Raw genomic sequence first — 26,438 nt, 5'->3', positions numbered from 1 at the left:
CCGAAAGGGAATGCTGATGACCTCGCTGCTCGTTCTCACCACCTGCTTTGGCGCTGCGGTCACCGTCCTGACCGCCTCCGGGTGGGGGTGGCGCGCCTTCGCCGCCTACGGGCAGCACTCAGGGGGCGGCGAAGGGGCTTTGACCGTGTGGCAGTTGATCGCGCACGTCGAGAAAGAGCGACAACAGTGGGAACGCCAGGGCAGGCACCAGCTCCGGGAGCCCGAGCCGTGCTGGCCCGACAACGACGCCCCGGCGATACCGCCGCTGGAGCTGCAACGACGAGTCCTGGACTCTCTCTGCCGCAGCTGATCAAGCCCCGGGCCGAGCGGTAGACACCCCGAAGTCCCCCGGCCCTCGCGGGCCGGTCGGTGCGGTCCTCTCCCCACGCACCGACCGGCCATCCTTTTCCCGGAGAGCGGCCACCCTTGTTCTGGCGGTCAGGCCAGTGCGACGGTCTGGCGGTCAGGAGCAACAGTCCAGCGCCAGGCTTCCAGCGACGGCTCTCCGTGACACTGCCACCACCGGAACGCGGCTTCCGCCTCGTCCCACAACCGACGAGGCCCCGACTGCCGAACGGTGTAGCGGCTCCGGTTGTCTGGGACGACGCTGGCCCACGAACCGGATACCGGATCGCTCAGCCACGCTACGCCGTGGTCACGTTCCGGGGTCTTCTTCTCCAGGCTGTACCGGCAGGAGGGAACCGCCACCGCCACCGCCCACCTGGACGCTTCGTCGATCAGCATCTTGAACGGGCTGACCTCAGTGATCGACCGGTCGGCGGCCGGGTCGTCCCAGCGCAGCCCATCGAATGGAAGCGCGGCGACGCGGTGCGAGCGGAGCTCCATGAAGCCGACCCGCAGTCCCTGCACAGCGTGCCCGCAGCCCACGCCGTCCCGCTCGACCTCGAACCGGACCAACGGGCCCGAGGCGAGATCGGCCCGCATCGGTGCCAGGATCACGCCGCCGATCCGCGCGTTCTCGAGCCACCCAACGGGAAGCTGCCCGAGACGCACCCCGGCGGTGGCGATGACCCGGTCGAACTTCTCGATCACGGCCATCGCCGCGGCGTCACCGACGACGACGGCGACGTGGCCGTACCCAACCGCCTCGAGCCGTGCCCGGGCGGTTGCCGCGAGGTCGGCGTCAATTTCGATCGTCGTCACTTTTCCTTGCACGCCGACGAGTTCGGCGAGCAGCGCGGCGTTGTATCCGGTGCCGGTCCCGATCTCCAGAACCGACTGTCCAGAGCTGATATCGAGAGCATCGAGCATTCCTGCCACCGCTGACGGCATGGATGCCGAACATGTGGGCCGACAACCGACCTCGGGCCAAGATGTCGCACCATCGTCGAACTGCGTCACGATCACGCGGTTCGAGTGGACGTTGTGCAGCCAGCGTTGCGGCTCCGCAGACCGGTCCATCGGCTCGTATGGACCGCCGTCGACCTCCTGAACCCACATCCGGTCCGGAACGAACCACTCCCGCGCCACCGCCCGAAACGCCGAGCCGCACCTGGTGGACAACTGCCCAGCCGACTGCAACTCCGCGATAAGCGCGGAGTCCCCGCCCCTAGCTGTCGTCCTCATCTTTCTCAAAGTCCGTGGGGTCAAGGTCGTCGGCGGTCTTGCCGGTCTGCTTGTCGTCCTCCACCGAATGCCTGTTGTCGACCACCAGGAATCTCCTCTCCGCCGTCCTGCTCTTGGCGACAGTATGGGATCCCAGAACCAAAAAGGGCTTCTTCCCCCTGACCGGCAACGCTTTTCACCAAGACAGATTTCACCAAGACAGAGCACAAACCGATCAGCCTCGACGGGACGGGATCTACCCCGTCGGATGAACCACGAAGGGCACCTTCCGACCGGTGGCCGGAAGGTGCCCTTCGTCAACGGGTTTCAGCTGCGGCGAGCCCGCTTCGCCTTGCGGGGCGGCGGGAGCGCGCCTTCGGCGCGGAGCCGGGCCGCGTGCTCGGCCAGGGCGTCCACCAGGTCCTCCACGCGCGGGACATCCGGCTGCACGTCGACCCGCAGGCCGAACTCCTTGGCCGTCTCCGCCGTGTTCGGGCCGATGCAGGCCACCAGTGTCCGGGCGTGCGGCTTGCCCGCGATGCCCACCAGGTTCCGGACGGTCGACGACGAGGTGAAGCACACCGCGTCGAACCCACCGGTCTTGATCATCTCGCGGGTCTCGGCCGGCGGCGGCGCGGCGCGGACGGTGCGGTAGGCCGTCACGTCGTCGACCTCCCAACCGCGCTCGCGCAGCCCTGCCGACAGCGTCTCGGTGGCGATGTCCGCGCGCGGCAGCAGCACCCGGTCCACCGGGTCCAGGATGTCGTCGTGCGGCGGGAACTCCTGCAGCAGGCCCTCGCTGGACTGGTCGCCCGACGGCAGCAGCTCCGGGATGATCCCGAACGAGCGGACCTTCTCCGCGGTGGCCTCGCCGACGCAGGCGATCTTCACGCCGGAGAACGCCCGGGCGTCCAGCCCGAACTCGCCGAACTTCTCCCACACCGCGCGAACCGCGTTGGCGGAGGTGAACACCACCCACTGGTAGCGGCCGTCGACCAGGCCCTTGACCGCGCGCTCCATCTGCGCGGGGCTGCGCGGCGGTTCGACCGAGATCGTCGGCACCTCGTGCGAGACGGCACCGTGCGACCACAGCCGGTCGCTCATTGCGCCGGCCTGCTCCTTGGTGCGCGGCACCAGGACCTTCCAGCCGTACAGGGCGCGCGACTCCCACCAGGAGAGCTTGCTGCGCTCGGACACCACGTCGCCGATGGTCACCACCAGGTGGCCCTGCAGCTCACCGGCGTCGGCGGCCAGCGAGGCCAGCGTCGTGTCGATGGTGCGCTGCTGCACGGTGGTGCCGGAGGCGGTCACCGTGACGGGAGTCGTCGCGGGCCTGCCGTGCTCCACCAGCCGCGAAGCGGCCTCGGCCAGGTGGCTGCCGGTGGTGTGCAGCACCAGCGCACCGGGCACCGCGGCCAGCGGAGCCCAGTCCACGTCGCCTCGGACATCGACCTCGGTGTGCACCGCGCCGAGCGCGACGCCGGCGTAGGCCGGGACCGCGCTGCCGCCGGCGACGCCGGGGATGATGTCGAAGGCGGCGCCGGTCTTGGCGACCTCCTGGACCTCTCGGACCACCGCGTCGGCGGTCAGCGGGTCACCGGCGACCAACCGCACCACGGTGCGACCGGTCGCGGCCTCGTTCGCCAGGTCCTTGGCGACGTCCGCCGGGTCTCCCACGGCGGGGCGGACCTCGGCGCCGTCAGCGGCCTGGCCGATGATATCGGCGGGTACGTCCGGGTCTGTCACCAGCAAGGCGGCGCGGGTGATCGCATCCCGGCCCCGGACGGTGAGCAGTCCGGCGTCACCGGGACCGGAGCCCACGAAAGCGATCCGTCCGTGGGTCTTACGTGCTCGGGTCATAAGGGCGCTCCCCATCAACTACTGCCGGGGCCGCTGAGCAAAGCGGCCCGGGCTTCGAGCAGCTGGGCGGCCAATTCCCGGCCCAGCTGATCGGCGGCGGTCGTCTCACCAGTGATGGAGGCGCGGACCAACTGATCGTCGTCGGTCGCCACCACCCCGCGCACGGACAGCCGCAGCGCCACGCGCCCGTCCTCGTCGAGGTCATCCACCACTTCGGCCAGCGCGCCGACGGGCGCGCTACAGCCCGCTTCGAGCGCGGACAACATGGCGCGCTCGGCGGCCACCGCGGCGCGGCTGGCCTGATCGTCCAAAACGGACTGCAGCAAGTGCTCGGTGTCCACGTCATCGACGCGGCATTCCACTGCCAGCGCGCCCTGGGCGGGCGCGGGCAGCATCTGCAGTGGATCGAGCGTTTCCGTGATCACCGCAAGCCGGCCCACTCGGGCCAGCCCGGCTCGGGCGAGCACGACGGCGTCCAGCTCACCGTCGGTCACCTTCCGCAGGCGGGTGTCCACATTGCCGCGGATGCTGCGCACCTCCAGCCCCAGGCCCAGGGCCCGGAGCTGACTGGCGCGGCGCGGCGAACCGGTGCCCACAACGGACCCCGGGGGCAGTTCGCCGAGCGTCAGACCGTCCCGTGCCACCAGCGCGTCCCGCGGGTCCTCCCGGACCGGGACAGCAGCCAGCGACAACCGGGGGTCCGGTTCGGTCGGCAGATCTTTGTAGGAGTGCACGGCGACGTCCACCTCGCCGGCGGCGAGCGCCTCGCGCAGCGCCGAGGTGAACACGCCGACGCCGATCTCGGCGATCGGCGCCATCGAGCGGTCACCGGGGGTCGACACGGTGACCAGCTGGGTCTGGTAACCCGCCTTCTCCAGCTCCTCGGCGACCTGCGAGCTCTGCGCCATCGCCAGGGCGCTGCCGCGGGTGCCGATGCGGAGGGTCTTGTTCAACGGTCCTCACCGTCCTGTCCTGCTCGATCGCGCAGCCGCGCCTGGGCGACGGAGGCCCCGCCGGGCAGGCCCTCGTCGGCCTGCGGGGTGCCGAGCACCGCGGGCGTCTGCGGATCGAGCTCGAAGAGCTCTCGGAGTGCGTCGGCGTAACCGGCACCGCCCGGCACCGACGCGAGTTGCTTGACCCGGACCGTCGGCGCGTGCAGGAGCTTGTCCACCACGCGGCGGACCGTGCGCGCCAGTTCGTCCCGCACGTCGCCGTCCAGTTCGGGCAGCCGCGAGTCGAGCCGCAGCAGCTCGCTGTCCACCACCTCGGCGGCGCGCTTGCGCAGCGCGGTCACGGTCGGGGTCACCTCGGCCGAGCGTTGCGCGGCGAGGTAGTTGCGCAGTTCCTCGGCGACGATCTGCGCGGCCCGCTCGGACTCGTTGCCGCCCTGCTTCTCGGACAGCCGCTGCTGCAGACTTTCCAGGTCGACGACGGTCACGCCGGGCAGTCCGGCCACCTCGGGTGCGATGTCCCGGGGCAGGCCGAGGTCGCAGCACAGCAGCGGACGGTCGTCGCGGACCGTCAGCGCCGACGCGACCACATCTTCGGTCACCACCGCGCCGATCGCGCCGGTGCAGGCCACGACCAGGTCGGCTGCGGCGATTGCGCTGCTCAGGTCCGTGAGGTCTGCGGTGCGCGAGGCGATGCCGTCGGCGCGCAGCGACTCGGCCAGCCGCTCGCCGTTGGCCGCGGTGCGGTTGGCGATCACGACCTCGCCGATGCCGGCGCGCTTCAGCTGCGCGGCTGCCAGGCCACCCATCGAGCCCGCGCCGACCACCAGCGCGCTGCGCCCGGCCAAGCCGTCGAGCGCGACCTCGGCGTCGGCGAGCGCCTCGGACACCACCGACGCGCCTTCGCCGTCGATGCCGGTCTCGGAGTGCACCCGCTTGCCGACCCGGAGGGCCTGCTGCGCGAGTTCGTGCAGGGTTTTGCCGACGCTGCCGTTCTCGTCGGCCGTGCCGTAGGCCTGCCGCAGCTGGCCGAGGATCTGTGCCTCACCGACGACCATCGAGTCCAGGCCGGCGGAGACCGAGAACAGGTGCTCCACCGCGGCGCCCGCGTAGTAGACGTAGAGGTGGTCGGCGAGGTCAGCGACCTCCGCACCGGCGTGCTGGGCGAGCACCGACGTCACGTCGTCCAGGCCGCCGTGGAAGGTCTCCGCGACCGTGTAGATCTCGACCCGGTTGCAGGTCGAGACGATGAACGCCTCGCAGATGCGCTCGCGCTGCAACAGCTCGTCGAGGAGCTTCGGGACGTCCGCTCCGCTGATCGAGACCCGCTCCAGCATCCTCACCGGGGCGCTGTGGTGGGAAATCCCGACGGTGAGCAGGTTCACAGCCGTTCCACCATCCTGTTCGCCGATTCGACCTCGCCTGGCACCCGACCGCCGTCGCCCGGCGGACCGATGTCCGCACCGTCCACATCGGATCGATCGGCTTCCGCCGCCGCTTCCTGCTGGCGTCGGGCCACGTGAAACGACAGGATCTGCATCTCCACCGCCAGGTCGACCTTGCGCACCTCGACGTCCTCGGGGACCTGCAGCACGACGGGTGCGAAGTTCAGGATGCACGTAACGCCCCCGGCGACCAAACCGTCGCAGACTTCCTGGGCGCCCTGCGCGGGCGTGGCGATGACGCCGATGGTGACCTCGCGCTCGGAACACACCTGCACGATGTCGTCGAGGTGGCTGACCGGGATGCCGCCGACCGGCACCCCCACCAGGTCCGGGTCGAGGTCGAACAGCGCGGAGACCGGAAAGCCGCGGCTCGGGAAGCCGCCGTAGTTGGCCAGCGCGTGGCCGAGGTTACCGATGCCGACGACCGCGACGCTGTGCTTGCGGGTCAGGCCGAGGGTGCGCTCGATCTGGCCGATGAGCACCGCCACCTCGTAGCCGACGCCGCGGGTGCCGTAAGAGCCGATGTAGGACAGGTCCTTGCGCAGCTTCGCGGAGTTGACCCCGGCGACCACGGCCAGTTCGTCGCTGGAAACGGTGTTCACGTTCTGGTCGGCGAGTGCGGACAGCGCCCGCAGGTAGACCGCGAGCCGGGCAACAGCGGCTTCCGGGATTGCCCTGGCGCGCTCCCGCGCCGCGGGCACCTCGATCGCCGGCGACCGCTTGGAGTCGGTCCGGGAAGCGGCCGTTGTCTGCCCGTCACCGTCCTGCACGTCCGCTCCGTGGGCCGTCACGCTGGATCTCCCTCGCCTTACCTACTACTCTGGCCTGCCCGCCCGTCCACACCCGATTGGGGCGCGGCCGCACGCGATGGTCGTCGCCCACTTCCCGACTTCGTTCCTCAGGCGGGGAGCACCGACGTCGACCGGTCTGCCACCCGGCGGCCTCGGCGTCGTCCGCGAGCGTCGCCGACATCCGGCGGCTGACACCTGATCCGCTGATCCACACCGAGAATCCGGCGACCCGACCCGTACACCGTAACCAATTTGTGAACGCATGCACAAAGTCGCAGGGCCGGACTCCACCGGAGGCGCAAACCTTCCCCGCCATCATTGCCGATGGCCCCCCGACGTGCCAAAACGCGTGGTCTGGCGCACGTGACGGGCGCAACCCGCGCGGCGCGGGGGCAAGATCACCGGTCAGCGGGCCAGGGCCCGGCGGAAGCGGTCCTCCTCGATCTTCCAGTAGCCGTGCTCGACTCCATCGATCAAGAACACCGGGATCCGGTCGCCGTACTCGGCGCGCAGTTCCGGGTCGGCGTCCACGTCCTGCTCGGACCAGGACACGCCGAGCTCCGCGCAGATCCGCCGCACGTCGGAGATCGCGTCCGCGCATGCGTGGCAACCCTCGCGGGTCATCACCGTCACCTCGTGCATGCCTTCGCTCCAGGGTGGTATTCGGGCCTGATTTCGCGGGTTCCAACGTACCCAGCGGGCGGACACGTGCCGCAGCACTGACCACACTGGTCAAGTGTCCAAAATCACCTGCCCGATTGATACAGGGCCCGCCTTTGAACACGCTGTGCAACCAACCATCACCGATTCGCACTACCTACTTCTGAGTAACAACGCGTATGCTCCTGCCTTAACGCCACGCCCCCGGCGTCACCAGGACGGACCTGGAGGCCGCCCGAGCCATTGGCCGGCCGCCGGAGGCGGATGTCCTCCGGACACCGCGACATGACACCGGCACCGATGCGTCCCACCCGCACCACGCCGGTGGAGCCAACGACGGCAGGAGGTCGCAAGAGATGAGCAGCCCGAAGACGCTCGCACCCCCCGCCCCGGCCGCGCCCATCCGCAGCGTCGACGCCCCGGTCACCCCGCGGGTCCCCCGGCCCCGCACCGGGAGCTGGGCGTACGTCAGCGCCGCCCAGCAGGGCGATAACGACGCCTTCGGCCACCTCTACGACGAGTACGCGCAGATCGTCTACCGCTACGTGCTGTTCCGGGTCAGCGACCACTGCCTGGCGGAGGACATCACCAGCGAGACGTTCCTCCGGGCGCTGCGCCGGATCGCCTCGATCAGCTACCAGGGCCGCGACGTGGCGGCCTGGTTCATCACCATCGCCAAGAACCTCATCCTCGACCACATCAAGTCCAGCCGGAACCGGCTGGAGATCCCCACCCCCGACATCACCGACAACCCGCCCGTCGGCCGGACGCACTTGGGCCCCGAACAGCACGCGCTCACCGAGGCCACCCACCGCGAGCTGCGGCGCTGCGTCCGGCAGCTGAACCCCGACCAGCGGGAGTGCATCCGGCTGCGGTTCCTGCGGGGCCTGACCGTGACCGAGACGGCGGTCGCGATGCAGCGCAACGAGGGCGCGGTGAAGGCGCTGCAGCACCGCGCGATCCGGCGGCTGGCGCAACTCCTCCCCGAGGATCTCCGCTAGGCGCGCGCCGAGTCACCCCGAAGCAGTTACCGGACCGTTGCCGCACCCCGGTGGAGGTGCGCAAGTTCGGTTGCGGCCAGGTCTTAAGCTAGAAGCCTGCTGAGCCGGGTCGGCCCGGGGCGGCAAGACCTGGAACTTCGCACGACAACACCGGAGGACCCCCGGGAGGCGCGGCGGTGCCGACACGTCAAGGCTCAGCCGGTGGCGCGGACCACAACGGCTTGCGCGCGCCCGGCGCCGATACGATCGACAGCGCGAAGGTGGCGGGCCGCGCGTCCGCGGAGGCCGCCGTCGCCGCCGCGCCCGGCCCGGACGGCTCGCTGGCCACCCCACCCGACCTCACCGCCGCAGCGTTCTTCGACGTCGACAACACGATGATGATGGGCGCCTCGCTGTTCCACTTCGCCCGCGGCCTGGCCGCCCGCAAGTTCCTCACCGCCACCGATCTGGCCGGGTTCGCCTGGCAACAGCTGAAGTTCCGGGTCGGCGGCCAGGAGAACCCGCAGGACATGCAGGCCAGCCGGGAGCAGGCGCTGTCGTTCGTGGCCGGCCGCAAGGTCTCGGAGCTGGTGGAGCTCAGCGAGGAGATCTACGACGAGCTGATGGCGGACCGGATCTGGGCGGGCACCCGGGCGCTGGCCCAGATGCACCTCGATGCGGGCCAGCGGGTGTGGCTGGTGACGGCGACCCCGGTGGAGCTGGCGCAGATCATCGCGCGGCGGCTGGGGCTGACCGGCGCGCTGGGCACGGTCGCGGAGAGCTCCGACGGCGTGTACACGGGTCGGCTGGTCGGCGAGATGCTGCACGGCCGAGCGAAGGCGCACGCGGTCCGGGCGCTGGCCGCCAGCGAAGGCCTGGACCTGCGGCGCTGCACGGCGTACTCCGACTCGGCCAACGACATCCCGATGCTGTCGGCGGTGGGCACGGCGGTGGCGGTCAACCCGGACCAGCGGCTACGCGACATCGCACGGGCCCGGAGCTGGGAGGTCCGGGACTTCCGGACGGGCCGGAAGGCGGCCCGGATCGGCCTGAACTCGATCATGGGAGCCAGCGCCATCGCGGGCGCGGTGGCCGCGGGCCTCGCCTACCGCCGCCGCGACCGCTCCTGACGCCACCGCGGCAGCGGGGCTCCGGACAGCGCGGGGGTCGTGAGTCTTCCGGGCTGCTGCAGCGACCCAAAAGACCCACGACCCCGAGAACCACCTGCGCTGCGGTCACGATCCGGAGATGTTGACCATCCAGCCGATGCCGAACCGGTCCACGCACATGCCGAACACGTCGCCCCACATCTGCTTCTCCAGCGGGACCGACACGGTGCCCGATTCGGACAGCTTCGTCCAGTAGCCGCGCAGCTCGTCGCCGGAGGCGGCGTCTCCGCTGAGGCTCACCGTGATGTTGTTGCCCGGCTTGAGCTCCATGCCCGGCGGGGTGTCGGAGGCCATCAGCATGAAGCCGCTGCCGCTCGTCAGCATTGAATGCATGATCTTGTCGGTCATCCCCGGATCCGAGGCACCGAACTCGCCGAAGGTGCTCATCGTCAGGTTGCCGCCGAACACGTCCTTGTAGAACTCCATCGCCTCGCGAGCGTTGCCGTCGAAGCTGATGTACGGGTTGAGCCGGGAACTCATCGGAACCTCCTACCGGTAGCGGAATCGGGTCTGCGCGAAAGCATGACTGCCCCCACCGACAGCGGCCACGCGAAAACCGGGCCGGTGCGGTGGCATCCCCGCCCACCGCACCGGCCCAACCGAAGGCCGGGCGCACCCCTCCCGCGCGTGCGCCCGGACATCGGCGTCATCCGGACATCGCCAGCTGCTTCGCGGCGTGGTCAATCCGGAACGCCGTGATGATCTCCACCACTCCCAGGACGATCAGCCAGATCCCGCCGAGCAGGACCAGCAGCGCCACCGACGCCAACGGCGAGACGATCAGCACGATGCCCGCCAGAGCCGTGACGATGCCCATGAAGATCTGCCAGCCGCGCGCGGGCATCGCCCGGTCGGCGACCGACGCGATCGTCTGGGTGACCCCGCGGAACAGCCAGCCGATGCCGATCCACAGGCCCAGCAGCAGGATCGACTGCATCTCACCCCGGAAGCACAGCAACCCCAGCAGGATCGACAGCGCGCCGCTGATGAACGCCAGTACCCGGATCGCCGCCGCCACGTGCGTGCCGAACGCCGCGACGATCTGCAGCACGCCGCTGACCAGCAGGTAGATGCCGAACAGCACCCCGAGGACGATCAGCGTGGCGCGGGGCCAGGCCAGCGCCAGTACACCGACGACGAGCGAGCAGACACCCACCACGAGGACCGACTGCCACGCCATCTTCGCCAACCGACCGGCCACCAATCGGCCTGGATCATCCTGAAGGTGACTCATGATCCATCCTTCCCACGGGACCCGGATCAGCGCATTCCCGAACCGCTCGCATCACCGATCCGAGTGGGAGTCCCCGTCTCCGAGGCGCCGCGCGGGAGCCGAGCTTTCAAACCCGGCTCGAGTCCGGCGCCTTGTCCCCGGACTGCGCCGGCACGTCCGCCGCGTGCGGCTGGGCCAGGGCGCAGACCAGTTCGTCGCCCTCGATCGAGGCGACGATGGTGTCGCCCGGCTGCGCCTCGCCGCGCAGCAGCAGCTTGGAGATCCGGTTGTCCAGTTCGGTGTAGATGGTCCGCAGCAGCGGGCGCGCCCCGAACTCCGGCTTGAAACCGCGCTTGGTCAGCCACTTCTTGGCGGCTTCGGTGACCTCCAGGTCGATCTCCTGGGCACGCAGCAGGCGACGGCTGCGGTCCAGCATCAGATCGACGATCCGCAACAGGTTTTCCTCGGTCAGCCGGTGGAAGACGATCGTCTCGTCGATGCGGTTGAGGAACTCCGGCGCGAACCGCGCGTGCAGGTCGTCCATCAGCTCATCGCGAATGCTGTCCACATCGCCTTGGTGGGCCAGGATGCGCTGCGCGCCGATGTTGCTCGTCATGATCACCACGGTGTTGCGGAAGTCCACGGTGCGGCCCTGGGCGTCGGTCAGCCGCCCGTCGTCGAGCACCTGCAGCAGCGTGTTGAACACGTCCCGGTGCGCCTTCTCGATCTCGTCGAACAGCAGCACGCTGTAGGGCTGGCGGCGCACCTTCTCGGTCAGCTGCCCTGCCTCCTCGTAGCCGACGTAGCCGGGTGGGGCGCCGACCAGCCGGGACACGGTGTGCTTCTCCTGGAACTCGCTCATGTCGAAGCGGATCAGCTTGTGCTCGTCGCCGAACATCAGCTCCGCCAACGCCTTGCCCAGCTCGGTCTTGCCGACCCCGGTCGGGCCCAGGAACAGGAACGACCCGATGGGCCGGTCCGGGTGCGCCATCCCGGCCCGGTTGCGCCGAACCGCCTCCGCCACCGCCAGGACCGCCTCGTCCTGACCGACGACCCGCTCGTGCAGGGCCTCTTCGAGCCGCAGCAGCCGGTGCTTCTCGTCCTCGGTCAGCTGAGCGACCGGGATGCCGGTGCGCTTCGACAGCACCTCCGCGATGTCCTGCTTGGTCACGTCCGCGACGCCTTCGCGCCGCTCGGTGATCCCGGCGATCTCGCCTTCCAGCGTCTCGATCCGCTCCTTCAGCTCGTGGGCCCGCTCGTAGTCCTCGGCGTCGACGGCCTGGTCCTTCTCGCGGCGGAGCTTGGCCACCTCGTCCTCGCGTCCGCGGACGTCGCCGCTGCGGCTCAGCGACCGCAACCGGACCCGCGCGCCCGCCTGGTCCATCAGGTCGATGGCCTTGTCCGGCAGGTAGCGGTCGCTGATGTAGCGGTCGGAGAGGCCGGCGGCCGCGGTCAGCGCCTCATCGGTGAAACGGACCCCGTGGTGCGCCTCGTAGGCGTCGCGCAGCCCCTGGAGGATCTGGATGGTCTCCTCGACCGTGGGCTCGGCGATCATGACCGGCTGGAACCGGCGTTCCAGCGCGGCGTCCTTCTCGATGTGCTTGCGGTACTCGTCGATCGTGGTGGCCCCGACGACGTGCAGTTCGCCCCGGGACAGCGCGGGCTTGAGGATGTTGCCCGCGTCCATGCTGCTGTCGCCACCGGCCCCGGCGCCGACGATGGTGTGCATCTCGTCGATGAACAGGATCACCGAGCCCTTGGCCGCGCGGACCTCGTCGATGACCTTCTTCAGCCGCTGCTCGAACTCGCCGCGGTACTGCGAACCGGCCACCAGCCCGGTCAGGTCGAGGGCGAGAACCCGCTTGTCCTGCAAGGTTTCCGGCACGTCGCCGGCGACGATGCGCTGCGCCAGGCCCTCGACGATCGCGGTCTTGCCGACGCCGGGTTCGCCGATGAGAACCGGGTTGTTCTTGCTGCGCCGGGACAGGATCTCCACGGTCTGCTCGATCTCGTCGGCGCGCCCGACGACCAGGTCCAGCTTGCCGGAGCGGGCCTCGCCGGTGAGGTCCCGGCTGTACTCGTCCAGCGTCGGGGTGTCGCTGCCGGCGGTGGTCGGGATGTTTTCGGTGGCGGCGGCTTGGTCGACCCGATCGCGCAGCTTGCCGGAGTTGACCTCCTGCGACTCCAGCAGCTTGACCGCCGCGGAGTCCGGGTCGTCCAGCAGCGCGGCCAGGATGTGCTCGGGCCCGATGTAGGACTTCCCCGCGGCCTGGGACCGGGCGTGCGCCCCGATCAGCGCGCGCTTGGCGGCGGGTGTGAGGCCCGGGCTCGCCGAGGGCTCGGCGCTGGCTCCCGGCAGCATCGCGGCGATCCGCAACGCGAGGTGGTCCGGCTCCGCCCCGGCCTGGACCAGCAGGGTGCGCGCGGGCTCCACCTGCGTCGCCGCCCACAGCAGGTGCTCGGTGTCGAGATCGGCGCTGCCGTCCTGCTTCGCGCGCTCGGACGCCTTGGCGATCAGTTCGGTGGCGGACTCGCTGAGCAGCCGGCCGATGGGCACTCGCTGCATCGCGGGCGGCGACGTCATCGGCGACATGCCGAAGAACCGGTTGAGCAGATCCGCGAATGGATCTTGGGATCCGAAGGCCGAGGGGTAGCTCATCACGCACCGTCCGTCATGTCTGGTCGCTCTGCCCGGATTTCCGCGTTCGAGCGCGCGGGGAGAAGCACGTTTACCAGCACAAATAGACCCCCGGACGGCCTCCGCCGCAACGCGGCACCGACCCGACCCCCGCCTTACAATCCCCACGATGCACAGAGCGGGAACACAGTTTCAATTGAAACTGGCACACCACTCAACCCACCCGACAAACCGGGAACACAGTTTCAATTGAAACTGTTGTCAGCCCAGGAAGACGTTGGTCCGTTGGGCGAGGAGTCGGTACAGGGTTTGCTGGATATTCTCCCGGACCTGGTCGCTGAGGCTGAACACCAGCATCGGGTCGTCCGCCGCGCCCTCCGGGTACGACGAGGTCTCGATCGGCTCCCCGAACTCGATGTACCACTTCGACGGCAACGGCACCGCCCCCAGCAGCCCGAAGTGCGGGAACAGCGGCGTGACCGGGAAGTATGGCACCCCCAGCAACCGCGCCAGCGGCTTGATGTCCGCCAGCTTCGGGTAGATCTCCTCCGCGCCCACGATCGAGCAGGGCACGATCGGCGTCCCGGTGCGCAGCGCCGCCGAAACGAACCCGCCGCGCCCGAAGCGCTGTAGCTTGTACCGGTCCTTGAACGGCTTCCCGATGCCCTTGAAGCCCTCCGGCCACACCCCGACCAGTTCGCCGTTGGTCAGCAGCCGCTCCGCGTCCAGGTTGCAGGCCAGCGTGTGGCCGGCCTTGCGGGCCAGCGGGCCGAGCACCGGCATCCGGAACACCAGATCGGCGCCGAGCATCCGCAGGTGCCGGGCCGCTGGGAGGTGGTCGTGCAGCGCGACCGTGGTCATCAACGCGTCCCACGGCACCGTGCCGGAGTGATTAGCCACCACCAGCGCGCCGCGTTCGGCGGGCACGTGGTGGCCGCCGATCACCTCGACGCGGAACCACTTCTCGTAGAAGGGCCGCAGGAAGCGGAGGAACACCTCGTCGGTCAGCTCCTGGTCGAAGCCGAACTCGTCGACCTTGTAGTCACCGAGCAACCGCCGCCGGGCGAACGCCAGCACGTCGATGACGGCGTCTTCCCACCCGGGCTCGTCCGGCACCGACGGCTCGGACGCATCGAGCCGCTCCCGGTCCGCCGCACGCAGCGGGATCACCTGCGCATCCGCCATTTACGCCCCCACACCCGGCCGGGCACAAGCGCAGAACACACGACTGCCGCTCATGCCGCCTCCGTTACCGATGCCTCGCCAGCAGGTCTCTGACGCTGCGTTCCAACGCCATGATGTTCTCCGGGTCGACCACCGGCCGCAGGCCCCGGCCACGAACGAAGTCGTCGAAGGCCTGCTGAGTGGTCCAGCGCGGGGTGAACCCGAACTCCTCGCGGAGCTTCGTGGTGTCCAGTACCCGGCCGAAGTTGAGGTACCGCAACTGCTCCGGTGAGAAGTCGACCAGCCGGGCGTTGCGGAAGAACCCGGCCAGCGGCGACACGGCGATGCTCGGCAGCGGCATCGCGATGCGACCGGCGCGCCGGATCGCCTGCGAAAGCATCAGAACGCCCGCACCGGCCACGTTGAACACGCCGGGCCGATCCGCCATCGTCGACCGCTCCAGCACCGCCAGCGCATCCTCCGAGTGCACCATCTGCAGCCGGGCGTCGAAGCCGAGCACGGTCGGCACGACCGGCAGCGCGAAGTAGCGGGTCAGGCTCGCGTCTATGCGTGGGCCGATCAGGTTGCTGAACCGCAGAGTCGTGATGTCCACGTCGGGCCGCCGCCGGCCGAAACCGCGCACGTAGCCCTCGATCTCCACCGCGTCCTGGGCGTACCCGGACGACGGCAGGTCCTTCGGTTCGATGTCCTCGGTGAACACCGCCGGATCCCGCGAGCTCGACCCGTAGACCGCGCAGGTCGACCGGACCACCACCTTGCGCACCAGCGGCGACTGCTGGCAGGCGGCCAGCAGCTGCATGGTGCCGATGACGTTCATCTCCTTCATCGTGGCCCGCCCACCGGGCCCGGAATGGGAGTTGACCGCCGCGTGCACCACGGTGTCGACCTTGGCGTTCGCGATCACCTTGCCGATCAGCGGGTTGCGGATGTCGGCGCGAACAAACTCGGTGCGGCCCATCCGGCGCAGCAGATCGCGACCGGGCTGCACGGTGTCCACGCCGAGAACGCGCTCCACGGCCGGGTCGGCCGCCAGGCGCGCGGCGAGATATCCGCCCAGGAAACGGCTGACCCCTGTCACCAGCACGACATTCGGGCCCATCTGTCTCCCCAGCCTTCTCCGGCACGGCCGCCGAATGCGATGCTACCGCCGAATGCGCCGGTCACCGGGCATCCGGAGTTACGGGACTGGGTCGGTTGCGCATCCGGCTCGAACCGGCCGCGAAAACACAACCGCCGCCGACCCAGCGGTCGACGGCGGTGCTCAGGTCACTTGCCCAACTTGCGACGCTGGACGCGCGTCTTGCGGAGCAGCTTGCGGTGCTTCTTCTTGGACATGCGCTTGCGGCGCTTCTTGATGACCGAGCCCATGCGGACTCCTTCACTCTTGACGGCAGTTCGAACGTCTCCCGCACCGGTGCAGCCGCATGAACGCGCACACCTGGCACGACCAACCCAAAACTTTACCTGCCCAGGTCTTCGGCCCTTCCGCCGTGTCCTCGAAACGCCTGCGGGCACCTTCCACCCGCCGCCGCGCGGTGCCCCGGTTCGGCCCGCGACGTTCGGGCCACGTCGGCAAGCCGACGGGCCCACGGCCGATGACCTGGGCATTCAGCTCAGCCGGGCGGTCTCAGCCGGCGTTGTAGTAGGCGCTCTCCAGGTACGCGTGTACGTCCTTCTCCGCGACGCGGAACGATCGCCCCACCCGTGCGGCGGGGAGTTCGCCAGCGTGCACGAGCCGATAGACCGTCATCTTCGACACCCGCATCAACTTGGCGACTTCCGCGACGGTGAGGAACCGCACCTGCCCCATGCTCGGTGGCGCCTGTTGGCTGGGTTCGGAGTTCGCAGACATGCTTCACCGTGCCCTTCGGCACGTGTCGCGCCGTCGGCTTCCCCTCCGACGGAAATCTCACGCACGTGCTCTATCGAGAGTAGCGGGACACGCGGGACACCTGCGATGGTCGAACGTCCCCCTTGCTCCTGAGTAGTTCGCACCATCTCCGACGACCCGCGGCGCCAGCCGCTTGGCCCACCCCAGCCGCGGGTTCTCAGACCGTGCCCCGTCGGGGCTCTTGGCGAGGGCAGGTCCCCGAAGCCGCGCATTGCAGACCGGGCGGCCACCCGCACCGCCACGCAAGACGAGTTCAGAGAAGGTTCTGGCCGCTCAGGCGGGTTCGTCGTCCTCGTGGGCCTTGCCGAGCTCGACGGAGCGGTCGCGAGCCGCCTCGATGGCGTCGATGAGCGCCGCGCGCACGCCGTGCTTCTCCAGCTCGCGGATGCCCGCGATGGTCGTGCCCGCCGGCGAGGTGACCGCCTCGCGCAGCATCACCGGGTGGCCACCGCCCTCGCGGAGCATCGCCGCCGCCCCGACCGCGGACTGGACGATCAGGTCCGCGGCGGTGGCCCGCGGGATGCCCAGCAGGATGCCCGCGTCGATCATGGCCTCGACCAGGTAGAAGAAGTACGCCGGGCCCGAGCCGGACAGCGCGGTCACCGCGTCCTGCTGGCTCTCCGGCACCCGCACGACCATGCCGACGCTGCCGAGCAGCTCCTCGACCAGCGCCAGGTCCGCGTCCGAGGCGTGCGCGCCGCCGGAGATCGCGCTCATCGCCTCGCCGACCAGCATCGGGGTGTTCGGCATGACCCGGACCACCGCGGTGCTTTCGGGCAGCCGGCGCTCGAACAGCTTCGTCGGCAGGCCCGCGCACAGCGACACCACGAGCTTGCCGCTGGGCAGGTTTGGTGCCATCTCGTCCAGCAGCGGCTCGATGTCCTGTGGCTTGACTGCGACGACGATGACGTCCGCACTCTGCACCGCGTCGGCCACGTCGGCGTGCGTGATGCCGTAGGTCTTGGTCAGCTCCGCGGCACGCGTCGGGAACCGCTCGGTGAACAGCAGGTCTGACGGGGCGCGCCCCGCCTTCAGCAGCCCCGACAGCAGGGACTCACCGATCTTTCCGGCTCCGAGTACGGCGATCGTCGTCATGCCGCTCAGGGTGCCAGACCACGCAGCGCATGCGGCACGAACCGCCTGTGCACGCTGCGTGGCGAGCCCTGCCAAAGGTCGTTTTCAGCCGCTACTGTGTCTGCCACCAGCGCCCGCCACGGCCGAGCGATCTTTCGCGCCTGAGCGACCAGCCTGAAGGAGCTCCGATCATGTTCAGCACGATGCAGGACGGCCCCCTCTCGATCGCCCGGATTCTCCAGCAGGGCAGCGGACCGCACGGCGCGTCAGCCGAGGTCGTGACCTGGACCGGCGACGGGGCGCGGCGCAGCAGCTACGCGGAGGTCGGCCGCCGGACCGCGCAGCTGGCGCACGCGCTGCGCGGCCTCGGCGTCACCGGCGACCAGCGGGTCGGCACGTTCATGTGGAACAACGCCGAACACCTTGAGGCGTACTTCGCGGTGCCGACGATGGGCGGGGTGCTGCACACCCTGAACATCCGGCTGTTCCCGGAGCAGCTGATCTACGTCGCGAACCACGCCGAGGACCACGTCGTGCTCGTCGACTCGACGCTGCTGCCGCTGTTCCAGAAGCTGCTGCCGGAGCTGAAGACGGTGCGGCACGTGATCGTCGTGGGCGGCGACAAGGCCGCGCTGGAGGCACCGGCCGGGGTGGCGGTGCACGGCTACGAGGAGCTGCTGGCCGGGCAGCCGGACGAGTTCGACTGGCCGGAGCTCGACGAACGCTCGGCAGCCGCCATGTGCTACACCTCCGGCACCACCGCCAACCCGAAGGGCGTCGTCTACTCGCACCGGTCGATCTACCTGCACTCGATGCAGGTGTGCATGACCGACGGCATGGCCCTCTCGCAGTCGGACCGGTCGCTTGCCGTCGTGCCGATGTTCCACGCGATGTCGTGGGGTCTGCCGTATGCGGCGTTCATGGTCGGCGCGACGATGATCATGCCGGACCGGTTCTTGCAGCCGGAACCGCTGCTGAAGATGATCGCCGCGGAGCGCCCGACTATGGCCGCAGCCGTGCCGACGATCTGGCAGGGCGTACTGCAGCACCTGGAGTCCGACCCGCACGACGTGTCCTCCCTGCGAGAGGTCGTGGTCGGCGGGGCGGCGTGCCCCCCGTCGCTGATGAAGGCGTTCCATGAGAAGTACGGCATCGCCGTGCTGCACGCGTGGGGCATGACCGAGACATCGCCGCTGGGCAGCGTGGCCCGACCGCCGGTGGACGCCACCGAAGAACAGCGCTGGACCTACCGCTCGAGCCAGGGACGGCTGCCGACCGGGGTGCAGGGCCGGCTGGTCGGCGACAACGGTGCGGTGCTGCCGTGCGACGGCGAGAGCGTCGGTGAGCTGGAGGTTCGCGGGCCCTGGATCGCCGGGGCGTACTACGGCGACGACGACCCGGAGAAGTTCCGCGATGGCTGGCTGCGCACCGGCGACGTCGGGTACATCACGCCCGACGGGTTTCTGCAGCTGACCGACCGGGCCAAGGACGTGATCAAGTCCGGCGGCGAGTGGATCTCGTCGGTCGACCTGGAGAACAAGGTGATGGGGCACCCGGCGGTTGCCGAGGCGATGGTCATTGGCGTCCCGGACGAGAAGTGGTCGGAGCGACCGCTGGTGGCCGTGGTGCTGCGCGACGGCCACCAGGTCGACGCGGCCGAACTGCGCGACTTCCTCGCCGGCGAGGTCGCGCATTGGCAGCTGCCGGAGTACTGGACGTTCATCCCGGAGGCTCCGAAGACGAGTGTCGGCAAGTTCGACAAGAAGCGCCTCCGCAAGCAGCACGCCGACGGCCAGCTCGACGTCACCCACCTCACCTGAACCCGACCCGCAATTTCAATGAGCGTTTTTCCAACCGCTTCTTGCATTGCGGTGCGAGTGGCGGATCCTCGGCGGCCTTCTCGACTCAGGGATCCCCGGACTTGTGCATGACCAGCTCGCTGGAAATCAGGGGTCCGGTTTCCCAATTGAAATCGCGGGGTTCAGGGGGCGATCGCCAGTTGGCGGGCCTGGCAAATCAGGCGGCCCACCGAGTCGACCACCGTGATGTCCTCGTCGAACCACTGGCCGTGCACCGCGCGGCAGTCCACCAGCAGCCGCAGCCAGCCGTTCGCCGGGTGCGCCCGCAGCAGGGCGGTGAGCTGCACGGTCGGCGCCCAGCCGAACCGACCGAGGTTTAGCGTCACCGGCACCGTCAGGTCCCCGGCGACGAGCCCGAACAGCAGGTCCGGCTGCGCCTCGCGGGGCTTGACCCACAGCCGCAGCCGCGGCTCGCCGATGCCGCCGTTGAGGAAGTCCGCGGTGTTCGCGTCCAGCCGCAGGTCGCAGACCCGCGAAAGCGCGAAGAACTTCCGGGCCTCCGTCGCGGCGAGGTCGACCGCGGTCGACGGCGGATTCACCGGCATGTCCGGGAGATCCGACCACTCCGGCTCCGTCTCGGGCACCTTGCCGAGGGCGGCCGTGGCGTCCACGCAGACCTGGCCGCTCTGCTCCAGCAGCGCGCGGGCCGACGTAACCGTCTTGCCCACCTTGAGCACCTCGGTCCGGACCAGCACCGGACCGACCCGGGGCGGGCGCAGGAACTGCGCGCTGACCGACAACGGCGCAAGCCCGGTCGTGTCGCCGAGGGCGCGGGCCAGCAGCGCGAGCAGGTAACCGCCGTGCGGGCGTTCTCCGACGGCCCACTCCGGATGCAGGTTGGCGACGAAGGTGCCGTCGCCGAGCGAGCGCACCGAAGTGGCCGCCGCGAAGGGATCCAGGACCTCGGTCACGTACGGTCCAGCGGACGGAAGCGCTCGGCAGCCGATGCGCGCAACGGGTTCATGGTCACCGATTCTAGTGACCTTCGGAGAAGTTGATCACTAGGCATCGGTTAGCCGGTCCAACCGCCGGAAAGCGTGCGCGCGGAACGGGAATCCGACCGCCGCGAGCACTTTCGGGTGCTACCGCGCCGAAAAGTGCCCACGGGCCTTGAGCAGGTGAAATCTCAGGTCGCGCGGAGCGGTTCCAGGTGGAGCCGGGCGAACAGCAGGGCCTCGGACAGCAACGCCGCGCGCTGCTGGGGATTCCGCGCCTTGCGGGTGTTGATCTCCAGGACGACCGCGCCGCTGTACCCGTCGGCGGCCAGCTCCTCGCATACCTCCGCGCACGGCTGGTTGCCCTGCCCCGGCACCAGATGCTCGTCCCGGGGCACTCCGGTCCCGTCCGCCAGGTGCACGTGCGCCAGGCCGTCTTTCATCCGCTTCAGCAGCTCGATTGCGTCCACGTGCGCGGCGGCGGCGTGCGACAGGTCGAGCGTGTAGTTGCGGTAGCCGACCTCCGTCGGGTCCGGCGAAGGCTTGAACGCCGACAACCCGCTGCTCTTGCCGCCGCGCAGCCGATTCAGGGTGCTCGGCGGGCGGAGCGGGAACATGTTCTCCACCGCGACCGCGATCCCGCTGGTCTCCTCCAGCTCCGCGACCAGCTCGCCGAACCGCTCGGCGTAGCGCTTCTGCCAGCGGAACGGCGGGTGCACGACGACCGTCGACGCGCCCAGCTCGCTGGCCACCACCACGGCCCGCCGCAACCGCTCCTCCGGCTCCGGCGACCAAACCCGTTGCGTGATCAGCAGACACGGCGCGTGGATCGCCAGGATCGGCACGCCGTGCCGCTCGGAAAGCCGATGCAGCGCCGAGACGTCCTGGCTGACCGCGTCCGCCCAGACCATCACCTCGACACCGTCGAAGCCGAGGTCCGCGGCCATCTCGAACGCCGCCCTCGCCGGTTGCGGCCACACCGACGCGCTGGACAACCCGACCGGGATCCGGCCGGGAACGTCTTCGCGCGGTGGCGGTTGCACAGTCATCGCCTGCCAAGCATGACCGACGGTGGGTGGGTGGTGGCGCGCTGGTGGCTCACGAGTGGCTGAACAGCAGCAATGCTGCTGGGGACACCGTGCAGAACAAGCCGACCAGCACCGCCAGCAGGATCGTCTGCAGATCGTTGGTACGCAAGAACTTCCACGCGATGAACACCAGCAGACCGGTGATCACCAGCGCGGCACCCAGCGCGGCCAGCGCGTTCGTACCCCACAACCAGCGGAAGCCGACCCAGATCAGCCCGCCGCCGACCAGGCCCGCGACGCCCTGCAGGATCAGCGTGCCCCACACCTTGCCCGCAGAGGCGGGCTTCTCCTCGTCCTCGCTGTAGTCGTCCACGTCCAGGCCAGCGGGCAGCTCCGGGTCGTAGTCCTCGTCCTCGACGAACTCGGCCTCGGGCTCGTCGTAGGAATCGAAGTCGTACGGGTCCGCCGGCTCGGCCTGCTGGTCCTCCTGCTGCGACTGCGCTTGGGCCTGCTGCGGCTGCGGGTAGGCCAGCACAGCCGTGCCTTCCGGGTCGGGCTCGGCCGGGACCGGAACCCGCGGCAGCTGCTCCGTGACGCCCTCTGGCGGGGTGGGCTTCGGCGGAGCCGCAGGCGGAGCGGGCGGCACCGGAGGCGGCACGTCCTGCTGCGGCGCCGGGCGTCGCAGGGCGGGCTGCTGGATCGTCGCCTCGGCGTCGCCTTCCGGCTGGGCGGCGGGGGTCGGCGGGGTCGGTGTCTTGCCCTTGCCCGCGCCGACGAACCGCTGTGCCCAGTAGCTCGCGCCGGAGGACTCCTGCGCGACCGCCGGTTCGGCAGGCACGGGCTCCGGAGCGGGTGGCGCAGCAGGCGGCGGCGCCGATTGTGGTGCTTGTGCGGTCGGCGGCTGAGCGGCTGGAGGCTGCGGTGCTGAAGGCTGCGGTGCTGAAGGCTGCGGTGCTGAAGGCTGCGATGCTGAAGGCTGCGATGCTGAAGGCTGCGATGCTGAAGGCTGCGATGCTGAAGGCTGCGATGCTGAAGGCTGCGATGCCGAAGGCTGCGGTGCTGAAGGCTGCGATGCTGAGGGTTGCGGACCCGGCGTGTTGGGCGCCCCTGGGCGGTGGCTGCGGCGCTGCGGCGGCTCGCCGTCCGGCGGCACGGCGCGCAGCTGACCGCTGTCCGACAGCACCCGGTCGATAATCGCCTGCGGCGCGGTTTCGGTCGGGTCCTCGGCACGCCGACGCCGACGCCGGGAACTCTTCTGCGAGCTGCCGCCGTATTCGGCCAGCAGCTCCGCAACGGTGCGCTGGGTGGGCTGATCGGCCCCGCTGTCCCGACTCATCGCTCCCACCGTGCCCCGTGCTGCGTCTGGCGTCCAGTTCCGTTCGCGGACCCCACCTCCGCGAGCCCGAGAGTTTCGCGGGCCTGGATGGCAGTGTGACCGTCTCCATTGGTGTGGTCCAGTCGCCGCAGGATCACACCCTCCCGCAACGCCCAGGGGCAGATGTCCAGCTCCTTCAGCTCCAGCGCCCGCATGGCGGCCTCAGCCACCAGCGCGCCGCCCACCAACTGGTGTGCCCGCGCGCCACTCACCCCGTCGAGCGCGGCCAGATCGGATGACGACATCCGGGTGATGAACGCCAGCAGCTGCCGCAGGCCGGTCTCGGTGAGGGTGCGCGGCATCCGCGGTCCCGCGGAAGCCGGCGCCGCGCCGGTCAGCCTGGCCAGCGACCGGAACGTCTTGGAGCTGGCCACCGCGCGGTCCGGGCGCCCCAGTTTGCGGAACCGCTTCGCAGTGGGCGCCAGTTGCCCCTGCAGCCATTCGCGCAGCTTCTTCACCTCGTCCTGCGTCGGCGGGTCGTGCAGCATCGTGCGGGCCAGCCGACCGGCCCCCAGCGGGAGCGACACCGCCAGGTCGGGCTGCTCGTCGATGCCGACCGCCATCTCCAGCGAACCGCCGCCGATGTCGAGCATCAGCAGGTTGCCCGCCGACCAGCCATACCACCGGCGGGCCGCCAGGAACGTGAACTGGGCCTCGTCCTCGCCGGGCAGCACCTCCAGCTCGATGCCGGTCTCGGCGCGCACCCGAGCCAGCACCTCGGCGGCGTTGTCCGCATCGCGGATCGCCGACGTCGCGAACGCCATCAGCTCCTCGCAACCGGCCGCTATCGCCGCCTCCTGCGCGTCGGCGACGGTGCGGATGAGCTCCGCAGCGTCCTCCTCCGCGAGCCGGCCACCGTGCGAACCGATCCGCTCGGCCAGCCGCAGCACAGTCTTCTCCGATGTCATCGGGGTCGGATGGGCACCACGATGCGCGTCCACCACCAGCAGGTGGACCGTGTTGGATCCGACGTCGAGCACCCCTAGGCGCATGCCCGACAAATTACCGGCTGCGCACGTGGCCTGGGGCGAGGTGGGCAGCAAAACGGCCTATTCGATGCCCCCGCGCACGCCGCAGACCTGGCCGACCACCGCCGTAGTGCGCCACGTCACGCGGCCAACATCACCTCCTCGAACCCGTGTCGGAACCTTCGGTCACTCTGCGTGCACGTCGTCCGGCGGCGGAGCTCCGGTCGGCGCGAAAGCCAATCGATCTTCATCTTCGGGACTGGACGACGCCCCGACCGCAACCGCAACTGCCCGACCGGCGGGATGTTGACGAGGAGAATCCCGCACAGGACCAGGCCCGCAGGGCGTCGATCTCGCCGATGCGCCTCCCGGTGGGCACGGCGGGCGGGCTCCGCGCCGATCTGGCGGCGGGGAGCTGAGTCGGGTCCGGAACGCTTGCGGTGGCGTTCGAGATCGGCTGGTTCACGGCAGCAAGATTGCCCGTTCCGCCCGAATCCACCCATCGGCCGATCAGCTCGCCGACATCGGCCGATCGGCTGATCATCGACGTTCCACACTCGGGCCGAACGTCCGGCGGTACCGGAGTCAGGGCGCGCAGCAGCTGCCTGACAAGCACCTCGGAGCGCAGAAGAGCCCCCAAGGTCGTCCCTGGGGGCTCGTTCCGACTGCGCGATTTCCTCGCCGCTGTCGGCCCAGCTATCCCTCGAACTTGTAGCCGAGGCCGCGGACCGTGATCAGGTAGCGCGGGTCCGCCGGATCGGGCTCGACCTTCGAGCGCAGCCGCTTGACGTGCACGTCCAGCGTCTTGGTGTCGCCGACGTAGTCCGCGCCCCACACCCGGTCGATGAGCTGCCCGCGGGTCAGCACCCGGCCGACGTTGCGCAGCAGGTACTCCAACAGGTCGAACTCCTTGAGCGGGAGGTTGACGTCCGCCCCGTCGACGGTCACCACGTGGCGCTCCACGTCCATCCGCACCGGCCCAGCCGCCAGCACCTGCGGCTGCAGCTCCTCCGCCTCACCGCGGCGGCGCAGCACCGCGCGCACCCGCGCGATCAGCTCCCGCGCCGAGTACGGCTTCGTGACGTAGTCGTCGGCACCGAGCTCCAGGCCCACGACCTTGTCGATCTCGCTGTCCCTGGCAGTCACCATGATCACCGGCACCGACGAGCGCTGGCGGAGCTGCTTGCACACATCGGTGCCGCTCATACCAGGCAGCATCAGGTCGAGCAGCACGATGTCCGCGCCGTTGCGGTCGAACTCGTCCAACGCCTCCGGCCCGTTCGCGGCGACTGCCGCCGTGAAGCCCTCCTTGCGCAGCAGGAAAGCAAGCGGGTCGGCGAAGGACTCCTCGTCCTCCACGATCAGCACCCTGGTCACCGGACTCCTCCCGTTTCGACGGTTGTGACCCCGTCCGCACTTTCGGTCCCGGAGCGGGCGGCACCGCCCGCGCGGTCCGCTGATGTCACCGGCTCTGCAGTGGCCGGCTGGCCGTCGGTCGTGCCGTGCCTGGGCACCCGAAGCGTGAAGGTGGAGCCAGTACCGGTGCGACTCCACAGCTTGACCTCGCCGCCGTGGTTCGCGGCGACGTGCTTGACGATGGCAAGGCCCAACCCGGTGCCACCGGTGGCGCGGGACCTCGCCGGATCCACCCGGAAGAACCGCTCGAAGACCCGCTCGTGGTAATCGGGTTCGATCCCGATGCCCCGGTCGGTGACCGCGATCTCCACGAAGTCGCCGGACAGCCGACGGCTGATCGACACCGGGCTGCCCGGCGGCGAGTACGACACCGCGTTGTTGATCAGGTTGCTAAGCGCGGTCACCAGCAGGGTCCGATCACCGTCCAGCAGGTAGCTGGTGGGCTCGTCGATGGTGATTTCGATCCCGGCCGACTCGGCGGCCAGCCGGCAGCGGCCTAGTGCCTCCTCGACCACGGCGTCGACGTCGACCGTGGTCAGCTCGGGCAGCCGTTCGGCGCCCTGCAAACGGGACAGCGCGATCAGCTCGGATACCAGCGTCCCGAGCCGGGTCGACTCGTGCAGGATCTTGGCGGAGAACCGCCGCACCTCTCCGGCGTCGTCGGCGGCGTCCAGCACCGCCTCGGCGAGCAGCGCGAGCGCCCCGACCGGGGTCTTCAGCTCGTGGCTGACGTTCGCCACGAAGTCGCGGCGGGTGGCCTCCAGGCGCACCGAATCGGACTCGTCGGCGGCGTCGACGGCGGCGAAGCCGTCGCCGAGCGGGCGCACCTCGCCGAGCACGGCGGCCGGACCGCGACCACGCAGCGCAGTGCCTGCTCGGTTGAGCGGGGAGAGGTCGACGGGCACCGACTCACCGGCCAGCAGGGCCCGTTCGGCGGCCTTGCGGGCCCGGGGGTCGGCCTGGTGGTCGCGGATGAGGCCGAGCTCGTCGGCCCGCGGATTGTGCAGCACCACGTCGCCGAACTTGTTGAGCACGACCACCCCGCTGTCGCTGGTGTGCACCAGCCGCTGGAGCAGTTCGGCGACGGTTGGGCCTTCGGGCCTGGCGCGGCGCCGGGATTCCCGAGCTGCGACGAAGCCGCCGACCGCGCCCAGTACGAGCGCGCCAATGATCAGGGCGGTGTAGCCCAATGCGGTCACGTCTGCATCGTAAGCAAGCCGGGGTGGGGAAAGGCCAGTCTACGAGGGCGTTCCGTGATACCCGTGACACGAAAAGGGGGCTTCTTCACCTCTGCTTCACTCCCTGCTGGGAGCCAGTTCACGTACCGACCGGTCGACCGTCGCGCTCCGTTCGCCACCCCGGCGAATTCTCGCCACCCACCAACCATCTAGGTGACAGAGGAGGGCACCCGCGATCCGGTTGATCGGTCGCGGGT

Annotated in this window: 25 protein-coding genes; 5 read left to right on the top strand and 20 right to left on the bottom strand. The window is 69.9% G+C overall.

Annotated features, from left to right (window positions below; translation table 11 throughout):
• Positions 1-16 precede the first annotated feature (16 nt).
• A complete protein-coding gene (locus SSPN_RS0130220) occupies positions 17-310 on the top strand; it encodes a hypothetical protein (RefSeq protein WP_143539426.1) in 294 nt (97 codons plus the stop codon).
• 128 nt (positions 311-438) lie between these two features.
• On the opposite strand, the gene SSPN_RS0130215 is transcribed toward SSPN_RS0130220, so the two are convergent.
• From SSPN_RS0130215 to SSPN_RS0130185, 6 genes are all read right to left on the bottom strand, one after another.
• Positions 439-1,587, bottom strand: coding sequence for a methyltransferase domain-containing protein (locus tag SSPN_RS0130215; protein ID WP_029535865.1), 1,149 nt, complete (start codon positions 1,585-1,587; stop codon positions 439-441).
• A 306-nt stretch (positions 1,588-1,893) separates the two neighbouring features.
• Complete coding sequence (locus SSPN_RS0130205) at positions 1,894-3,426, bottom strand: bifunctional uroporphyrinogen-III C-methyltransferase/uroporphyrinogen-III synthase (RefSeq protein ID WP_010312379.1); 1,533 nt, start codon at positions 3,424-3,426, stop codon at positions 1,894-1,896.
• Positions 3,427-3,440: 14 nt separating this feature from the next.
• Positions 3,441-4,379 carry a hydroxymethylbilane synthase gene (gene hemC / locus SSPN_RS0130200; protein WP_010312378.1) on the bottom strand — a complete coding sequence of 313 codons (939 nt, stop codon included), beginning with the start codon at positions 4,377-4,379 and terminating at the stop codon, positions 3,441-3,443.
• Positions 4,376-5,761 (bottom strand): glutamyl-tRNA reductase, encoded by a 1,386-nt coding sequence (locus SSPN_RS0130195; RefSeq protein WP_010312376.1) that lies wholly within the window; start codon positions 5,759-5,761, stop codon positions 4,376-4,378. The genes hemC and SSPN_RS0130195 overlap by 4 nt, the downstream gene beginning before the upstream one ends.
• Positions 5,758-6,612, bottom strand: coding sequence for a redox-sensing transcriptional repressor Rex (locus tag SSPN_RS46575; RefSeq protein WP_010312374.1), 855 nt, complete (start codon positions 6,610-6,612; stop codon positions 5,758-5,760). Before SSPN_RS46575 ends, SSPN_RS0130195 begins: the two co-directional genes overlap by 4 nt.
• A 405-nt stretch (positions 6,613-7,017) precedes the next feature.
• Positions 7,018-7,254: a glutaredoxin family protein gene (locus tag SSPN_RS0130185; RefSeq protein WP_010312371.1), complete on the bottom strand. Its 237-nt coding sequence runs from the start codon at positions 7,252-7,254 to the stop codon at positions 7,018-7,020.
• A gap of 374 nt (positions 7,255-7,628) precedes the next feature.
• Between SSPN_RS0130185 and SSPN_RS0130180 the strand changes: the two genes are divergently transcribed.
• Positions 7,629-8,273, top strand: coding sequence for a sigma-70 family RNA polymerase sigma factor (locus SSPN_RS0130180; protein ID WP_010312369.1), 645 nt, complete (start codon positions 7,629-7,631; stop codon positions 8,271-8,273).
• Positions 8,274-8,494: 221 nt separating this feature from the next.
• Complete coding sequence (locus SSPN_RS0130175) at positions 8,495-9,382, top strand: HAD family hydrolase (protein ID WP_044575911.1); 888 nt, start codon at positions 8,495-8,497, stop codon at positions 9,380-9,382.
• A 105-nt stretch (positions 9,383-9,487) separates the two neighbouring features.
• Here SSPN_RS0130175 and SSPN_RS0130170 read toward each other — a convergent pair whose 3' ends face one another.
• From SSPN_RS0130170 to proC, 8 genes are all read right to left on the bottom strand, one after another.
• Positions 9,488-9,901 (bottom strand): VOC family protein, encoded by a 414-nt coding sequence (locus tag SSPN_RS0130170; RefSeq protein ID WP_010312365.1) that lies wholly within the window; start codon positions 9,899-9,901, stop codon positions 9,488-9,490.
• Between the two features lie 166 nt (positions 9,902-10,067).
• Positions 10,068-10,655 (bottom strand): HdeD family acid-resistance protein, encoded by a 588-nt coding sequence (locus SSPN_RS46570; RefSeq protein ID WP_044575109.1) that lies wholly within the window; start codon positions 10,653-10,655, stop codon positions 10,068-10,070.
• A 106-nt stretch (positions 10,656-10,761) separates the two neighbouring features.
• Positions 10,762-13,293 (bottom strand): ATP-dependent Clp protease ATP-binding subunit, encoded by a 2,532-nt coding sequence (locus SSPN_RS0130160; RefSeq protein ID WP_010312360.1) that lies wholly within the window; start codon positions 13,291-13,293, stop codon positions 10,762-10,764.
• A gap of 240 nt (positions 13,294-13,533) precedes the next feature.
• Positions 13,534-14,457, bottom strand: coding sequence for a lysophospholipid acyltransferase family protein (locus SSPN_RS0130155; protein ID WP_010312358.1), 924 nt, complete (start codon positions 14,455-14,457; stop codon positions 13,534-13,536).
• A 64-nt stretch (positions 14,458-14,521) separates the two neighbouring features.
• The gene (locus SSPN_RS0130150; RefSeq protein ID WP_010312355.1) at positions 14,522-15,556 is read right to left on the bottom strand and encodes an NAD-dependent epimerase/dehydratase family protein; all 1,035 of its coding nucleotides are present in this window, start codon (positions 15,554-15,556) and stop codon (positions 14,522-14,524) included.
• A 167-nt stretch (positions 15,557-15,723) separates the two neighbouring features.
• On the bottom strand, positions 15,724-15,825 hold the full coding sequence (locus SSPN_RS52365) for a 30S ribosomal protein bS22 (protein ID WP_010241351.1): 102 nt from the start codon (positions 15,823-15,825) through the stop codon (positions 15,724-15,726).
• Positions 15,826-16,084: 259 nt separating this feature from the next.
• Complete coding sequence (locus tag SSPN_RS0130140) at positions 16,085-16,309, bottom strand: helix-turn-helix domain-containing protein (RefSeq protein ID WP_029535864.1); 225 nt, start codon at positions 16,307-16,309, stop codon at positions 16,085-16,087.
• 312 nt (positions 16,310-16,621) lie between these two features.
• Positions 16,622-17,443, bottom strand: coding sequence for a pyrroline-5-carboxylate reductase (gene proC, locus SSPN_RS0130135; protein WP_010312351.1), 822 nt, complete (start codon positions 17,441-17,443; stop codon positions 16,622-16,624).
• 170 nt (positions 17,444-17,613) lie between these two features.
• Here proC and SSPN_RS0130130 point away from each other — a divergent pair, with 170 nt between their 5' ends.
• Positions 17,614-19,242, top strand: a complete 1,629-nt coding sequence (locus SSPN_RS0130130; RefSeq protein ID WP_010312349.1) for a long-chain fatty acid--CoA ligase — start codon at positions 17,614-17,616, stop codon at positions 19,240-19,242.
• Between the two features lie 161 nt (positions 19,243-19,403).
• Here the strand turns inward: SSPN_RS0130130 and SSPN_RS0130125 are convergent, their stop codons facing one another.
• From SSPN_RS0130125 to SSPN_RS55660, 3 genes are all read right to left on the bottom strand, one after another.
• Positions 19,404-20,192 carry a thioesterase family protein gene (locus SSPN_RS0130125; RefSeq protein ID WP_010312347.1) on the bottom strand — a complete coding sequence of 263 codons (789 nt, stop codon included), beginning with the start codon at positions 20,190-20,192 and terminating at the stop codon, positions 19,404-19,406.
• A gap of 215 nt (positions 20,193-20,407) precedes the next feature.
• Positions 20,408-21,265 (bottom strand): sugar phosphate isomerase/epimerase family protein, encoded by an 858-nt coding sequence (locus SSPN_RS0130120; RefSeq protein WP_029535863.1) that lies wholly within the window; start codon positions 21,263-21,265, stop codon positions 20,408-20,410.
• A 49-nt stretch (positions 21,266-21,314) separates the two neighbouring features.
• Entirely contained in the window at positions 21,315-22,082 is a 768-nt protein-coding gene (locus SSPN_RS55660; protein WP_010312345.1) for a hypothetical protein, read from the bottom strand.
• Between the two features lie 14 nt (positions 22,083-22,096).
• On the opposite strand from SSPN_RS55660, the gene SSPN_RS63330 reads away from it, so the two are divergent.
• Positions 22,097-22,438: a hypothetical protein gene (locus SSPN_RS63330; RefSeq protein WP_010312344.1), complete on the top strand. Its 342-nt coding sequence runs from the start codon at positions 22,097-22,099 to the stop codon at positions 22,436-22,438.
• Positions 22,439-22,576: 138 nt separating this feature from the next.
• Here the strand turns inward: SSPN_RS63330 and SSPN_RS0130105 are convergent, their stop codons facing one another.
• The 3 genes from SSPN_RS0130105 to SSPN_RS0130095 form a co-directional block, all read right to left on the bottom strand.
• Complete coding sequence (locus SSPN_RS0130105; protein ID WP_029535861.1) at positions 22,577-23,611, bottom strand: Ppx/GppA family phosphatase; 1,035 nt, start codon at positions 23,609-23,611, stop codon at positions 22,577-22,579.
• A 672-nt stretch (positions 23,612-24,283) separates the two neighbouring features.
• A complete protein-coding gene (locus SSPN_RS0130100; RefSeq protein WP_010312341.1) occupies positions 24,284-24,964 on the bottom strand; it encodes a response regulator transcription factor in 681 nt (226 codons plus the stop codon).
• Positions 24,961-26,202 (bottom strand): sensor histidine kinase, encoded by a 1,242-nt coding sequence (locus SSPN_RS0130095; protein WP_010312340.1) that lies wholly within the window; start codon positions 26,200-26,202, stop codon positions 24,961-24,963. The genes SSPN_RS0130100 and SSPN_RS0130095 overlap by 4 nt, the downstream gene beginning before the upstream one ends.
• Positions 26,203-26,438: the final 236 nt, after the last annotated feature.

This window comes from Saccharopolyspora spinosa NRRL 18395, assembly GCF_000194155.1.
In the GTDB taxonomy this organism is placed as follows: domain Bacteria; phylum Actinomycetota; class Actinomycetes; order Mycobacteriales; family Pseudonocardiaceae; genus Saccharopolyspora; species Saccharopolyspora spinosa.
Note: the sequence above shows the minus strand (reverse complement) of the source record. Positions and strands in the feature narration are given on the sequence as shown.

Bases quoted from the DNA above. Each gene is read 5' to 3' on its own strand.
- SSPN_RS46570 (WP_044575109.1), bottom strand. From the start codon at position 10,655: ATGAGTCACCTTCAGGATGATCCAGGCCGATTGGTGGCCGGTCGGTTG.
- SSPN_RS0130185 (WP_010312371.1), bottom strand. From the start codon at position 7,254: ATGCACGAGGTGACGGTGATGACCCGCGAGGGTTGCCACGCATGCGCG.
- SSPN_RS0130205 (WP_010312379.1), bottom strand. From the start codon at position 3,426: ATGACCCGAGCACGTAAGACCCACGGACGGATCGCTTTCGTGGGCTCC.
- proC (WP_010312351.1), bottom strand. From the start codon at position 17,443: ATGACGACGATCGCCGTACTCGGAGCCGGAAAGATCGGTGAGTCCCTG.
- SSPN_RS0130120 (WP_029535863.1), bottom strand. From the start codon at position 21,265: ATGACTGTGCAACCGCCACCGCGCGAAGACGTTCCCGGCCGGATCCCG.
- SSPN_RS0130150 (WP_010312355.1), bottom strand. From the start codon at position 15,556: ATGGGCCCGAATGTCGTGCTGGTGACAGGGGTCAGCCGTTTCCTGGGC.
- SSPN_RS0130170 (WP_010312365.1), bottom strand. From the start codon at position 9,901: ATGAGTTCCCGGCTCAACCCGTACATCAGCTTCGACGGCAACGCTCGC.
- SSPN_RS52365 (WP_010241351.1), bottom strand. From the start codon at position 15,825: ATGGGCTCGGTCATCAAGAAGCGCCGCAAGCGCATGTCCAAGAAGAAG.
- SSPN_RS0130105 (WP_029535861.1), bottom strand. From the start codon at position 23,611: ATGCGCCTAGGGGTGCTCGACGTCGGATCCAACACGGTCCACCTGCTG.
- SSPN_RS0130140 (WP_029535864.1), bottom strand. From the start codon at position 16,309: ATGTCTGCGAACTCCGAACCCAGCCAACAGGCGCCACCGAGCATGGGG.
- SSPN_RS0130220 (WP_143539426.1), top strand. From the start codon at position 17: ATGACCTCGCTGCTCGTTCTCACCACCTGCTTTGGCGCTGCGGTCACC.
- SSPN_RS0130155 (WP_010312358.1), bottom strand. From the start codon at position 14,457: ATGGCGGATGCGCAGGTGATCCCGCTGCGTGCGGCGGACCGGGAGCGG.
- SSPN_RS0130160 (WP_010312360.1), bottom strand. From the start codon at position 13,293: ATGAGCTACCCCTCGGCCTTCGGATCCCAAGATCCATTCGCGGATCTG.
- SSPN_RS0130130 (WP_010312349.1), top strand. From the start codon at position 17,614: ATGTTCAGCACGATGCAGGACGGCCCCCTCTCGATCGCCCGGATTCTC.
- SSPN_RS0130180 (WP_010312369.1), top strand. From the start codon at position 7,629: ATGAGCAGCCCGAAGACGCTCGCACCCCCCGCCCCGGCCGCGCCCATC.
- SSPN_RS0130215 (WP_029535865.1), bottom strand. From the start codon at position 1,587: ATGAGGACGACAGCTAGGGGCGGGGACTCCGCGCTTATCGCGGAGTTG.